Annotated in this window: 8 protein-coding genes and 1 pseudogene; 4 read left to right on the top strand and 5 right to left on the bottom strand. The window is 61.6% G+C overall.

The features are described from left to right. Positions 1-2 precede the first annotated feature (2 nt). Positions 3-569 (bottom strand): GbsR/MarR family transcriptional regulator, encoded by a 567-nt coding sequence (locus HQN78_RS24775; protein ID WP_107800362.1) that lies wholly within the window; start codon positions 567-569, stop codon positions 3-5. Positions 570-885: 316 nt separating this feature from the next. Here HQN78_RS24775 and mutS point away from each other — a divergent pair, with 316 nt between their 5' ends. After that, the gene (gene mutS / locus HQN78_RS24770) at positions 886-3,432 is read left to right on the top strand and encodes a DNA mismatch repair protein MutS (protein ID WP_227104713.1); all 2,547 of its coding nucleotides are present in this window, start codon (positions 886-888) and stop codon (positions 3,430-3,432) included. Between the two features lie 66 nt (positions 3,433-3,498). After that, positions 3,499-3,924, top strand: coding sequence for a hypothetical protein (locus HQN78_RS24765; RefSeq protein ID WP_107800364.1), 426 nt, complete (start codon positions 3,499-3,501; stop codon positions 3,922-3,924). A 215-nt stretch (positions 3,925-4,139) separates the two neighbouring features. Here the strand turns inward: HQN78_RS24765 and HQN78_RS24760 are convergent. Next, positions 4,140-4,676: pseudogene (locus HQN78_RS24760) on the bottom strand (pseudouridine synthase); the annotation flags it as partial. Positions 4,677-5,016: 340 nt separating this feature from the next. Between HQN78_RS24760 and HQN78_RS24755 the strand changes: the two are divergent. Together HQN78_RS24755 and HQN78_RS24750 are read left to right on the top strand one after the other, a co-directional pair. Beyond that, complete coding sequence (locus tag HQN78_RS24755; RefSeq protein WP_235087033.1) at positions 5,017-7,254, top strand: NADP-dependent isocitrate dehydrogenase; 2,238 nt, start codon at positions 5,017-5,019, stop codon at positions 7,252-7,254. 314 nt (positions 7,255-7,568) lie between these two features. Continuing rightward, the gene (locus HQN78_RS24750; protein ID WP_235087031.1) at positions 7,569-8,201 is read left to right on the top strand and encodes a LysE family translocator; all 633 of its coding nucleotides are present in this window, start codon (positions 7,569-7,571) and stop codon (positions 8,199-8,201) included. A gap of 304 nt (positions 8,202-8,505) precedes the next feature. On the opposite strand, the gene gmtX is transcribed toward HQN78_RS24750, so the two are convergent. From gmtX to gmtY, 3 genes are all read right to left on the bottom strand, one after another. Then, the gene (gene gmtX, locus HQN78_RS24745; protein ID WP_227106578.1) at positions 8,506-9,168 is read right to left on the bottom strand and encodes a gamma-mobile-trio protein GmtX; all 663 of its coding nucleotides are present in this window, start codon (positions 9,166-9,168) and stop codon (positions 8,506-8,508) included. Next, the gene (locus tag HQN78_RS24740; RefSeq protein WP_235087028.1) at positions 9,165-11,708 is read right to left on the bottom strand and encodes an integrase family protein; all 2,544 of its coding nucleotides are present in this window, start codon (positions 11,706-11,708) and stop codon (positions 9,165-9,167) included. The genes gmtX and HQN78_RS24740 overlap by 4 nt, the downstream gene beginning before the upstream one ends. Positions 11,709-11,787: 79 nt before the next feature. Further along, entirely contained in the window at positions 11,788-13,182 is a 1,395-nt protein-coding gene (gene gmtY, locus HQN78_RS24735) for a gamma-mobile-trio recombinase GmtY (RefSeq protein ID WP_235084823.1), read from the bottom strand. Between the last annotated feature and the right edge of the window lie 408 nt (positions 13,183-13,590).

Below are 13,590 nucleotides of genomic sequence, written 5' to 3'. Positions count from 1 at the left end.
AGCTACTCCCTGTCGCCGTCGCGACTGGTCAGTTTCGAAAGCGAGTGGGTGAACTGCAGGATCTTCTGCACCTGCGAGCCCAGTTTCATCAAGCGTTGCAAGGTCTCCACGTCCATGTGCTGGATGTCGGAAAACCAGGTGGTCACCAGTTCGATCAACTGGTGCATCTCCTTCATCCGCTGCTGCGCGTGGCGTTCCGCGTCGCTGGCCGGCTTCTCCATGATGGCGCCGCGCAACATGGTCAGCGTGGGCTCCACCTCGCGCTTTTTGCGCTCCTCGGCCAGGGTCTTGAAGATGGCCCAGACATCGTCGGGCGTGGAGAAATATTCGCGGCGGTCGCCGGGAAAGTGCTGCAGCCGGACCAGGCGCCAGGACTCCAGCTCCTTGAGTCCCATGCTGACGTTGGAGCGCGAGAAGCTCAGGCTTTCGGCGATTTCATCCGCGTTCAGCGGCTTCTCAGATACATATAGCAGCGCGTAGATCTGCCCGACGGTGCGATTGATGCCCCAGCGGCTGCCCATTTCACCGAAATGCAGCACGAAAGACTGGACGAGTGGCGATAGATTCATGACGTTCTCAATTTTCAGGAATTTCTGAAACTTTGATATAAATCATAAATTCGCAATGAAACCAAGTCAATCACAACCATCGTTGAGCGGCTCGCTTGACAAGACGCCGCCTCATGCAAACCGCATTGCGACGCCCATGCCCGGCGCGGCTGACGCCGCTGTCGGGCTGCGCTAAAATAGCGCCGACTCTCCAAAGCCCCGCCCCGCGCGGGGCTGAAATCTTTAATCAGGGATGCCCGGCGCCCGCGCGGCCTTGATCCGCGGGCCGCGGTCGCGGCATCCTGTTGTCCATTGAAAACATAAGAGCCCATAGCCGATGAGCACGCCCCAACACACCCCGATGATGCAGCAATACCTGGCCATCAAACGCGAACACGCCGACAAGCTGGTGTTCTATCGCATGGGGGACTTCTACGAACTGTTCTATGAGGACGCGGAGAAGGCGGCTCGCTTGCTCGACATCACCCTGACCACACGCGGCGCCAGCGGCGGCAATCCGATCAAGATGGCCGGCGTGCCCTATCACGCCGCGGAAGGGTATCTGGCGCGCCTGGTCAAGATGGGCGAATCCGTCGCCATCGCCGAACAGATCGGCGATCCGGCCCTGTCCAAGGGTCCGGTGGAACGCAAGGTGGTGCGCATCGTCACCCCCGGCACGCTGACCGACGCCGCGCTGCTGGACGACAAGCGCGACAACCTGGTGCTGGCGGTGAACATGGTCAAGGGCGTGCTGGGCCTGGCCTGGCTATCCCTCGCCAGCGGCGAATTCAAAGTGCTGCAGACCCGGGTGGACGATCTGCACAGCGAGCTGGAACGCTTGAAGCCGGCCGAACTGGTGATCCCGGACGACACCGGCCTCAATGTGTTCGAAACCGTGGCCGCGCCCAAGAAAAAACTGCCGCCGTGGCAGTTCGACATCGAATCGGCGCAGATGACGCTGACCCGGCACTTCGGCACCCGCGACCTGGCCGGCTTCGGCGCCGACACCCTGCCGGTGGCAGTGGGCGCCGCCGGCGCGCTGCTGGAATACGTCAAGACCACCCAGAGCGTGAACCCAGCCCACATCGCCAATCTGGCGGTGGAAGACGCCGGCGAACTGATCCGCATGGACGGCGCCACCCGCCGCAACCTGGAACTGACCGAAACCATACGCGGCGAACCGTCGCCGACCCTGGCCTCCTTGCTGGACGGCTGCGCCACCAGCATGGGCAGCCGCCTGCTGCGCCATTGGCTGCATCACCCCGTGCGCAGCCACGGCAAGCTGGCGCGCCGGCTGGAAGCGGTACGCGCCCTGCTGCCGGCCTACGACGACGCCCACGCCCAGCTGCGCGAAGTGGCGGACATCGAACGCATCACCGCCCGCATCGCGCTGCGCAGCGCCCGCCCGCGCGATCTGGCCGCGCTGCGCGATTCGCTGAAGGCACTGACCGGCGTCAAGCGGCTGGCCGCCGGCCTGGACGCCGAGCTGCTGGGCGAGCTGGCGCGTCTGCTGCCGGATGACTCCCCGGTGGAAACCATGCTCAGCCAGGCCATCCTGCCCGAGCCCTCCACCTTTCTGCGCGACGGCGGCGTGATCAACCACGGCCTCAACGCCACGCTGGACGAATTGCGCGCGATCCAGACCGACTGCGGCGCCTTCTTGCTGGCACTGGAAGCGCGCGAGAAGGAACGCACCGGCATTCCCACGCTGAAAGTGGAATTCAACCGCGTGCACGGCTTCTACATCGAAGTCACCAAGGCCCAGGGCGACAAGGTGCCGGACGATTACCGCCGCCGCCAGACGCTGAAGAACGCCGAACGCTACATCACGCCGGAACTGAAGGAATTCGAAGACAAGGCGCTGTCGGCGCAGGACCGCGCGCTGGCGCTGGAAAAGCAGTTGTACGAAGACCTGCTGGACCAGCTGGCGCCGCATATCCCAGACCTGAAGCTGATCGCCCAGGCGGTGGCCGGGCTGGACGTGCTGTCCGCCTTCGCCGAGCGCGCCAGCGTCAACAACTACGTGGAGCCGGAATTCGTCGCCGAACCGCGGCTGGAAATCATCGAAGGCCGCCACCCGGTGGTGGAGGCGGAGGTGGAGCGCTTCATCGCCAACGACACCCGGCTGTCCGACACCCGCAAACTGCTGCTGATCACCGGCCCGAACATGGGCGGTAAATCCACCTATATGCGCCAGAACGCGCTGATCACCCTGATGGCTCACGTCGGCAGCTTCGTGCCGGCCCAACGCGCGGTGATCGGGCCGATAGACCGCATCTTCACCCGCATCGGCGCCTCAGACGACCTGGCCGGCGGCCGCTCCACCTTCATGGTGGAAATGACGGAAACCGCCAACATCCTCAACAACGCCACCGAACACTCGCTGGTGCTGATGGATGAAGTGGGCCGCGGCACCTCCACTTTCGACGGCCTGGCGCTGGCCTGGGCCATCGCCAAGGCGCTGATAGAGAAAAGCCGCGCCTATACCCTGTTCGCCACCCATTATTTCGAGCTGACCAGCCTGGAAAGCGAATATCCCAGCGTCGCCAACGTCCATCTGTCCGCGGTGGAGCACAAGGACCGCATCGTGTTCCTCCACCATGTGGAGGAAGGTCCGGCCAGCCAGAGCTACGGCCTGGCGGTGGCCCAGTTGGCCGGCGTGCCCGGCAAAGTGATCCGGGAAGCGCGCCGCTATCTGACCGAACTGGAGAACCACTCCGCCAGCCGCGTGCAGCCAGACCTATTTATCAGTTTACCCACGACGGCAAACGTGGAACCGGAACCGAATCCCGCGGTCGAACGCCTTCTGGAGGTCGATCTAGACGATCTCTCGCCACGGGAAGCGCAAGCTCTGCTCTATGAATTAAAGAAACTGGCCAAATGACCAGGCCAGACCCGGGGACGTTTCCTATATTACTAGAAGGTAACATCCGAGACAGGAGCAACAACAATGTCGCTTGAAAACACTGCCACCGCCCCGGGCCTGGTCCAGCTGTTCAGTCAGGTCACGGACGATGGAAGCATTGCCCTTTCCTCCATCCGTGAGCGGGCCAACCTCGAATTGTCCAGCTTCGCCGAACTGGCGAACCAACAATTGCAACAACTGGACATCAGCATGCCGCCTGCGATCAGCCTGATCAGCACGCCGGCCTGCCAGCTGGACTTGGAAAACAACCACCCGCATGCCGAGGAAATCCGGGCCTGGTTGCTGGGCAATGACAACATCACCCGAAAATTCAAGGAAGTGGAAGTGCTGTACGAGATCGTGCGCGCCGCGGAAAGCATAGGCGAGACCTTCCCGGAAAGCTCGACCTTCCACATCGGCTTAACCAGCGCCGGGCCTATCGCCTACTTCGAGGACAGCCACCGCGCCTAAGCGCAGGCCCAAAGAACAGGGCCGCGTGCGACACCCAGGACGGGGAAGCGAAAGCTTCCCCGTTTTTCTTTGCGCCGTCGGCGCCAGGCAAGCCTCGCTTCGGGTGCGGCTCAAGGCTTGCGCGGGCCTCCGCGCCGAAAACCGCCGCCGCGCGGCTGCGCGCCGGGCTTGGCGATGCGCTGAGCTTGCGAGACCCGCGGCAAATCCGCAAGATCCACCTCCAGCTCGCGCATGTCCCCCGGCTGCAGGCCGTCCAGCGCCCACGGCCCGATCGCCGCCCGCACCAGGCGCAGCGTCGGCAGCCCCACCTTGGCGGTCATGCGCCGCACCTGACGGTTCTTGCCCTCGCTGATGACGATCTCCAGCCAGCCGTCCGGCACCGTCTTGCGAAAACGCACCGGCGGCGTGCGCTCCCACAGCGCGGGCGCCTCGATGCGCCGCGCCTGCGCCGGCTGGGTGGTGAAATCGCCCAGGTCGACGCCGCGGCGCAGCTGCTCCAGCTGCTCCTCGCGAATCAGCCCCTCCACCTGCACCCAATAGGTCTTGGGCAGTTTCCAGCGCGGATTGGCGATGCGGTGCTGCAATTCCCCGTCGCCGGTCAAGAGCAACAGGCCTTCGCTGTCGGTGTCCAGCCGCCCCGCCGGATACACGCCCGGCAAGGGCACGCAGGATTTGAGCGTCGGATGCTTGGGATGCTCGGAAAACTGACAGATGACGCCGTAGGGCTTGTTGAGCAGAATGAGTCGGGACATGGCGTGAAGAGCGGCAAGAAAGAATGAGGCGAATGATACAAGAGCCGCGCGCCGCGCGCCGCAAGTTTGCCGGCGAAGCCGGCGCATGCACGCGCCGGATGCGGCCTATAATTCGCATTCGAACCGCCGCCGCGCAGTTATCAAGCATAAAAGTTCAAATGCGCTGCGAGCCAAGCGCGCGCACAGAGGTATAATTCGCTTTTGAAAATTGCCAGAGAGTCTCCGGACCGCGTTCAGGCCGCGTCGCCTGGGCCCGGCATCCGCCTTTCCAAGGTCTTTCAATGCGCCGGCAGCGCCCTGCGCAATCGTTCTGTCGTCACAAGATAAAGGAGATAGAGTAATGCCATCGGAACAGCCCAAAATCATCTACACCCTGACCGACGAAGCGCCGGCGCTGGCGACCAGCGCCTTCCTGCCGGTCGTGCAAGCCTTCGCCGGCTCCGCCGGCATTGAAATCGCCACCGCGGACATTTCGCTGGCGGCGCGCGTCCTGGCCGAATTCCCCGACTATCTGGCCGACGAACAGAAAGTGCCGAACACCCTGGCCGAGCTGGGCAAGCTGACCCAGCAGCCCGACACCAACATCATCAAGCTGCCCAATATCAGCGCCTCGGTGGCTCAGCTGATCGCCTGCGTCAAGGAACTGCAAGCCAAGGGCTACCCGCTGCCGGACTATCCGGAAAATCCGGCCTCGGACGCCGACAAGGCGATCAAGGACCGCTACGCCAAATGTCTGGGCTCGGCGGTGAACCCGGTGCTGCGCGAGGGCAACTCCGACCGCCGCGCGCCGCTGGCGGTGAAGAACTACGCCAAGAAGCATCCGCACTCGATGGGCGAATGGAAGCAGTGGTCGCAGACCCACGTCTCCCACATGCACCATGGCGACTTCTACCACGGCGAAAAGTCGATCACGCTGGACAAGGCGCGCGACGTGAAGATGGAGCTGACCACCAAGAACGGCCAGACCATCGTGCTCAAGCCCAAGGTCGCGCTGCAGGCCGGCGAGATCATCGACTCCATGTTCATGAGCAAGAAGGCGCTGTGCGACTTCTACGAGCGTGAAATGGAAGACTGCCGCGAATCCGGCATCCTGTTCTCCCTGCACGTCAAAGCCACCATGATGAAGGTGTCCCACCCCATCGTGTTCGGCCACTGCGTCAAGATCTACTACAAGGAAGCCTTCGAGAAGCACGGCAAGCTGTTCGAGGAACTGGGCGTCAACGTCAACAACGGCATGGCCACCCTGTACGAGAAGATCGAAACCCTGCCGGCCTCCAAGCGCGAAGAAATCATTCGCGATCTGCACGCCTGCCAGGAGCACCGCCCGCGTCTGGCCATGGTGGATTCGGCCAAGGGCATCACCAACTTCCACTCGCCCAACGACGTGATCGTGGACGCCTCCATGCCGGCGATGATCCGCGCCGGCGGCAAGATGTGGGGCGCCGACGGCAAGCCTTACGACGCCAAGGCCGTGATGCCGGAATCCACCTTCGCCCGCATTTACCAGGAGATGATCAACTTCTGCAAATGGCACGGCAACTTCGATCCCAAGACCATGGGCACCGTGCCCAACGTCGGTCTGATGGCGCAGAAGGCCGAGGAATACGGCTCCCACGACAAGACCTATGAAATCCAGGAAGACGGCGTCGCCAACATCGTCGACCTCGCCACCGGCGAGGTGCTGCTGTCGCAGAACGTCGAGCAAGGCGATATCTGGCGCATGTGCCAGGTGAAGGACGCGCCGATCCGCGACTGGGTCAAGCTGGCCGTCACCCGCGCCCGCAACTCCGGCATGCCGGCGGTGTTCTGGCTGGACCCGTACCGCCCGCATGAGAACGAGCTGATCAAGAAGGTGCACGCCTACCTGAAGGATTACGACACCAGCGGCCTGGAAATCCACATCATGTCCCAGGTGCGCGCGATGCGTTACACCCTGGAACGCGTGGCCCGCGGCCTGGACACCATCTCGGTGACCGGCAACATTCTGCGCGACTACCTGACCGATCTGTTCCCCATCATGGAACTGGGCACCTCGGCCAAGATGCTGTCCATCGTGCCGCTGATGGCCGGCGGCGGCATGTACGAGACCGGCGCCGGCGGCTCCGCGCCCAAGCACGTGCAACAGCTGCTGGAAGAAAACCATCTGCGTTGGGACAGCCTGGGCGAGTTCCTGGCGCTGGCGGTGTCGCTGGAGGAACTGGGCATCAAGACCGGCAACGACAAGGCCAAGATCCTGGCCAAGACGCTGGACCTCGCCACCGGCAAGCTGCTGGACGAGGACAAGTCCCCGTCGCGCCGCACCGGCGAATTGGACAACCGCGGCAGCCAGTTCTACCTGTCCATGTACTGGGCTCAGGCGCTGGCCGCCCAGTCCGACGACAAGGAGCTGCAAGCCCGCTTCGCGCCGCTGGCCAAGAGCCTGGCCGACAGCGAGCAGAAGATCCTGGCCGAACTGAAGGCGGTGCAAGGCAAAGCGGCCGACATCGGCGGCTACTACCACCCCGATGCCGCCAAGTGCGGCGCGGTGATGCGCCCTAGCGCCAGCTTCAACGCCGCACTGGCCACCGTGCTCGGCTAAGCGCTGCGCAGCCATGGCGGAAAACCTCCGCCGGACAAAACGCCAAGACTCTCGTCTTGGCGTTTTTTTGCGTCAATCCTCCACCTGCTGTCCTGCGTCCACGCCTTGCAAGCCCATTCGCCGAAACGGGCATGGCTCGAAGACCGAAGCGAGACCGCCGAAGCATGCCCCGCATCCAACAAACGGCTACAGTAATCCGTGCTCATTCTCACGCCAGGCCTGCTGCACGCCTCAACTTTCGGCCCCCGAGAAGCGGAAAACAGGTTTTGATCCTATTTCGCTCCTTCACGAGCCGAGTCATTAAGGAGTCATGAATGGACTCAGCAACACTTGCTCTCTACGTGGTCTCGGTGTCCGCCGTCACCGCCACGCCCGGCCCCACCATGTTGCTCGCACTGAACAATGGCGCCTATGGCGGCAAACGGGTCGCGGCCTGCGGTATCGCCGGCGCGGCCTTGTCGGACCTGATCTTGATCGGCGCGGTCGCCTGTGGGCTCGGCGCGCTTCTGCTGGCCTCCGAACAGTTGTTCACGCTGGTGAAGTGGATCGGCGCAGCCTATCTGCTTTATTTGGCCGCGGCGCTATGGAGAGCGCCCGTCCGCCCTATTCAGGCGGACGCGAGCGCCGTAAGGCCTCCAACCGGCCGGGCCGCCTTTGTCCGCTCGCTACTGGTCGCTCTTTCCAATCCCAAAGGGCTGCTGTTCTTCTCCGCCTTCCTACCTCAATTCATCCGTCCCCAAGACGACATCGTGGCTCAATACCTTAGCCTCGCGTTGCTGACCGCAGTCATCGACATCGCCTTGATGAGCGTCTACGCCCTGGGCGGCTATCACTCGATGCGCCTCTTATCCGGCCGGACCATGCGCTGGCTGAACCGGGCTTGCGCCGGCATGTTGGCGGGACTGGGCGTCGCGCTGAGCCTGTATCGTCGCAACGAGCTCGATTGACCGCCCCTGACCCCTGGAACGGAAAACGCGGCAAGACGGCAAGCCTCATCCGGAACCCGCAACCGCCTTCATCAAAAAACCCGCCATTGGAACTTATACCCTAACGGTACATAGTTCGTGAGTAGGTAGCTATGAAAGCTTTTTAGTAAAGCCTTCTCTGCATCAAAGTCTTGCGATGTAGAAATACATCATAATGCATAGTAACTTCCAAGCGCCGGCGGTAACGTCGGCGCTTTTCGTATTATGCGACTTGTATCTCTGGGGGGGGGCAGATTCCATACTCGTCGTGAGGGCGCAGCCGGTGTCATTCGCCCAGCACCTTGCGGATTCCCCGGGCAAAGCCCACCTCAAAAACCGTCCGCCCACGTTCGTTGACGATTTCGCCGTGGCTGCCTTCGCGCAGGCCGCGCTCTTCCAGATAGTCGGTCGATACTGCCTTCTGTAAGGCTTCACGCTCTGATGGAGTCAGCTGTGCTGCCAGCTCTAGCACGGCCACTGGAGACACGCTGGGGACAGTCGAGAAAGTTGCTCCCAGTGGACGACGGTCGACGGTCACTTGCGTGTTGCCCCTTAGGACATTGAGTTGCGCCTTGAGCTTATCCCGTTCGACGATAATAGCCTGCATGATGGAGCGAATGGCTGGGTCCTCAATTCGCATCAGGTATTCGTGGCTCGCCAGCGTCTTTGGAGGCTTAGACGCGGGCGGCCCGGCGTAGGCCACCCAGGCTTCGATAAGCGCCCGGTAGTCGGCGGACTGGGCATTGTAGAGCGCTCGACCTTTCAGGATGCCTTCTGCTTCAGCCAAGCGACCGATGGTAGGCAGCGAGAAGTCACGGGAGCCGGTGGCATGCTGCTTGCGACACAGTTCGTGCATCTTCGTCAAGTTCGCCCGTTTATTGGAGCGCCCGCCCTTGGCGAGTAGCGACTCAAGTACTGCGTCCGGGTGGATGTCTGTCACACCATTCATGCATCATCTCCCGTGAGGGCCTGGTGCCCGATGGGAAACGCTTGGGCGCGATTTGTCGTGGCCAGCAGTGAGGAAAGGTCCATGTCGAAGTGCTGGCTAAGGCTTACGCCGGCATCCATTAGGCGGATCACATCCCGTTGGCCAAGTGCTGGATTCGCTGGGTTCATCTGCTGGGCGAGGCGGCGCATGAAGGCGTTGCCTACGAGCAGTTGTTCCTGTTCGTTCAACAGCATGAACATGGGAGGCCGGTTCTCACGGTAAAGGACCGCATCGAGCAGTTGGCTGCGGCGGAACACCGCCTTGCCCGGTTCCAGGTCGGGGTAGACCTCGACGTTTTCGCATACACTGGCGAGCTGGAGCAATTCCGACTCCGTTTCCTCGAAGGCGACATGCACGTCGCACACCGTGCCGGTGGCCACCAACGGGGTACCTTTTCCCTGCGGTGCGTCGAGCGCCGCCTTGCAGCGTTCGATGAGACGCCAGCAGGCTACGAGGTCCTCCGCGAAGTCGCTGAAGTGCTTCATGGCGCCCTCCCACACCCGTTCGGCCTTCTGGTAAGCATCCATCCGGGCGAACGGCCTGCCCGCATCCTCTGCATCAGCTTTCTGTTTCTTCAAGCCCTGAAGCTCATTTTCGCGAGTGAGACAGGCATTGCGCGCTTCGTCGAAGTGGTAGGCAAGTGTGTTGAAGTGGGCGGCCAACGCCGGCAGGTAGTGCGGCTCGGTCACAAACCAGCGACAACGCACGCAGTTCCGACTTCCGCCCGGAACGGGCCCGTACTTCGGATTCATTGACGAAGAACCCTTGGCAATCATCGACCCACCGTTATAGCAGCCGCCCACCGCACCGTTCTCTTCGACCTCACTGGTATTGCCGCCGACTAGGCACAGGCCGTGGTGCATCGGCATCCAGCCCGCCGGATTGCGTGCGGCCGGATGCTGCGGAATAGCGGCGGCGAGGCTGGGTACGCTGTTGCAGATGGTCTTTTGCAAGAGTTCGTTATGCTCGGTGTCGAGCAGGAAGTGCTGGATGCTCGCCTCCTTGTTCATCTCCAGCCGCTCCGCCGCGCGGAGCAGCACGTCGCGGATGTGCGTTGCGCCAGGTTTGATGTAATACAAGGTCATTAACAGGCGACTGTGGCCAACGAGTTTCTGGAGGACAGGGAAAGGCACTTGCCCTTCCAGGGCCAGCGCGGTGATGAGGGAGACGCGCAGGCTGTGCAGCGGGAAGAGCGTTGTTAGCCTTCTGTTCTGATCTTCCTCTGGTGGGAGGAATCGAATCGGCATGCCGTTGCGATGAGTTTCACCTCGGTCGGCGAGTCGCTTCTCTAGTGCTTCCAACAGAGGAAACCACGTTGCGAATAAAGTATGTATCCTCAGGGGAAGCTGACGCTCGCTCTCGGCTGCCTCGGGCAAGCGGAAGAGGAAGCAAGTGTCAGGATAGCCTGCGAGTTGCATCTCGCTCTTTCCATTGAGGTGACGGCCGTCCAGATCCCTCCAAGAGGAACGCTGCGAGATGGGGTTATATTTCTCCTGCCAGTTACGCAGCTTTTCCAGCCAGTAGAAGACATCCTGCTGCACCGGCCCACCAAAGGACCACGGTAATACGTAACCCTTCTCGGGACCGGACTTGGCGATATCAGCGGTCTTGTTGGTATTGATGTAGAGTACGGTCGATATGGACTCGCCATCGGTGAGTAAGCTGCGGCGGCGGAACACCCCCTGTTGCAGCGGTCTCCGTTCATTGCCATGCGCGAGCCGGCTCGAATTCAACGTCCAACTCCCTGCCGCGTAGCGCCAGGTATCCGCTTCGCCCGAGTCCAGCATACGGACCTGGAAGGTGCGCAATGGTAAGATGAGTTTCACAAGCAGGGCTACCCAGCGGACCGGACTCCACATTTCCAGGCGGGTAGTGCCATTTTTCATTGTACGCTCACGCCACACGCAGTCCGGGTCACTCCGGTCAATCTCGGTTTCGGATACCTCAAACCAATCAGGACCGCTTCGCCCACGCTGGCCAATTTCAGCGCCCAGTCCACTCTGCGCCCACTGCCAGTCACGAAAGTGAGGTCCTGCCGCGAGCATCTGTCGCAGTTCGTCTATGTAGCCGTAGGGTAGTGGCGAATGGACACTCTCGTCGCGCTTCGGTAGGCCACTCTTGGACATCCTTGGCACCGGGTTATGGAATACCGGCGAGACCACAGGGGGGCTGAAGTCATCTGCTTCGCTGAACTCGCTCAGTAGCACAAAGTGCAGAAAGGTATGGATGTAATTATTGTATTCGATGCCGCTGCCAGAGTCTGGGCAGGCTGTTCGGTAAAAATCGGGCAGGACCGTATCACGTGCGAGGAACACTGCAGGGGCGAGCGGCAGCTTCTGCTGGATAAGGTAGCGTACAAAGAAGACTGCCAAGGCTTCCAGCCGCCCGTGAACACGCTTGGTCTCCCCCTTTAACCACTCTACCGCCAGGATTCGCCAAGAATCGAGCTGTGGATAGTCCCGCGCAACCCAGCCGAGGGTCACATCCGTACTACGCTTCACTCTTTTGGCTTTTGGGGCCGGAATGGTAGATGCTTTCGACTCAGTTGTGTTCGTCTTTTTTGTCATGAAAGTCAATGAGTTACTTAAGTTCAATGCCTGGCAATAGGCTAAATGCAGACTGTATTCTGGTGTGATTGCCTTGCAGTCGCTGCATGGCTGCTTCGAGCGCAGCCAGGGCTTCGTGGGTGCTGGCCTGGGTGTAGACCTCCTGGCTTTCCAGCGAGGCGTGATGCATGAAACGACGGATGAGAGCCTTGTCGACGCCGGCGATTCGCAGGCGGCGGCCGTAGGCGTGGCGGTGGCCGTGTGGCGTCGTGCCCAGAGCCTTGCCCACCGTAAGTCCGATGCGCTCGCACGCAGCGGCATGAGCCTTGTTGTACTGGGAGAGCGAGTACATGGCACCGATGGGCTCGCGGTGCAGGTTGATGAAGGCGAAGGGGTGGTCGCGCTCAATACGTGCGACCTGTTCCAGGTAGCGGTACCAGAGAAGTTGAAACCATTCGCCGTATTCCGGCAAGAACCAGTACGCCTGCTTGTAGTAGGCCCCATCGTGTGTGCCCCCCTTCCAGCCGGCGTGCCGGCAGTTCATTAGGTCGGTGCGGTGTGCGAGGCCGAACTGATGGGCGAGGTATTCCGCTCGGTTACCTTTACGTGGTCGTCCCCGCTCGTCGCGCCAATCGGCGGGTGCGGCACCGTAGCTCGGGTGATGGATGAGGACCTTGGCCTGGGATGGATTGGTGGAGTCCGGGAACACATCCGAGATGTACAGGTGGAAAGGCTCCGATTCGCGGAAGCCCGCGCCGTGCAGCAGCAGAGTGATAAGCATGCTGCGATAGTCGTAGCGCCCGGCTGCGCAGAATCCTTGGACCAGCAGCTTCTCGAAGTGCTCCTCTGGGAAGGCTGGCGGCTCGCCCTTTTCGACTTTGGGTAGGCGCCGGCTCCGGACGTGGTGTCCGCTCCCGGCGGGAGAGGCGTTCGCTGCCCACGTGTGACCCAGGAAGGCCTTGCTGCGTCGGTATTGGTAAGCAGCCTGGTCGGTCTGTCGGTCGAAGGCCCCACCTACATAGCGTGGATTCACCTTGGCCGCCTCAGGGCGCATCTCGCCAAGCCAGTCGAAGAAGTCGGTCAGGTGGGTGATGATGTGCGAAGCATCCTGCGGTGAACGTGGTGACCAGCACAGGTTGCTAGGGTCGAGGCCAGTCTCCCGATCGAAGGTCCCGGTGTAGAGCCGCTGGGCAAAGTTCTGAAATAGTCGGTAAGTGTCACTTTCAGCCGGATTCGTCTGCAGGTACTCGAGGAACATCCGCACCGACCGGATTACCTTCGTCATCCACGCCAGGCTGCGGTCGTGGCTGCGATAGAGGAAGTAGTCGAGCAGTGGCTCTAGCACGCCAACTGGCGTCAGAAGAACCGGAAGCTCCGTATAGATACCCGTAGCGTCGGTGTAGACGCGGGCTTTGACTTTTACGAACACAAAGTGGGCTCTATCTGTACATTGCGCTGGTCAAAACACCCATCCGCGGCCTTCTCCAACGACCTGATGCGTCTCGCTGACCACGATGAGCGTCTTGCCACGATGCACCAAGCAGAAGCTCGGCATGAGGTCAGCGTCGACACCGGCTGTGGACGTTGTGTCGCTAAGAGTACCAATCCAGACATAGCGGTGGGTTTCGTGGCACGCCAAGTAGTAGCCGGAGGCATCGCATTGCTCCAATCGAGAAGTTATGAGGCGCTAGCGGGCAGACGTTATACAGCACACACGCAAGCGTAGCAACGAAGCCAAAGGTCAAAGCGCTCTCGTCAGATGCCTGTCAGAAAGATTAAGGGCAGTAGTGGAAGGCAATCAGGCTAGTCAGCCAACTGACCGTACTGGGCGGGCAAC

This window comes from Chromobacterium sp. Beijing (assembly GCF_021496765.1).
GTDB lineage: Bacteria > Pseudomonadota > Gammaproteobacteria > Burkholderiales > Chromobacteriaceae > Chromobacterium.
The sequence above is the reverse complement of the archived record's forward strand: the minus strand, read 5'-3'. Positions and strand labels throughout refer to the sequence as shown.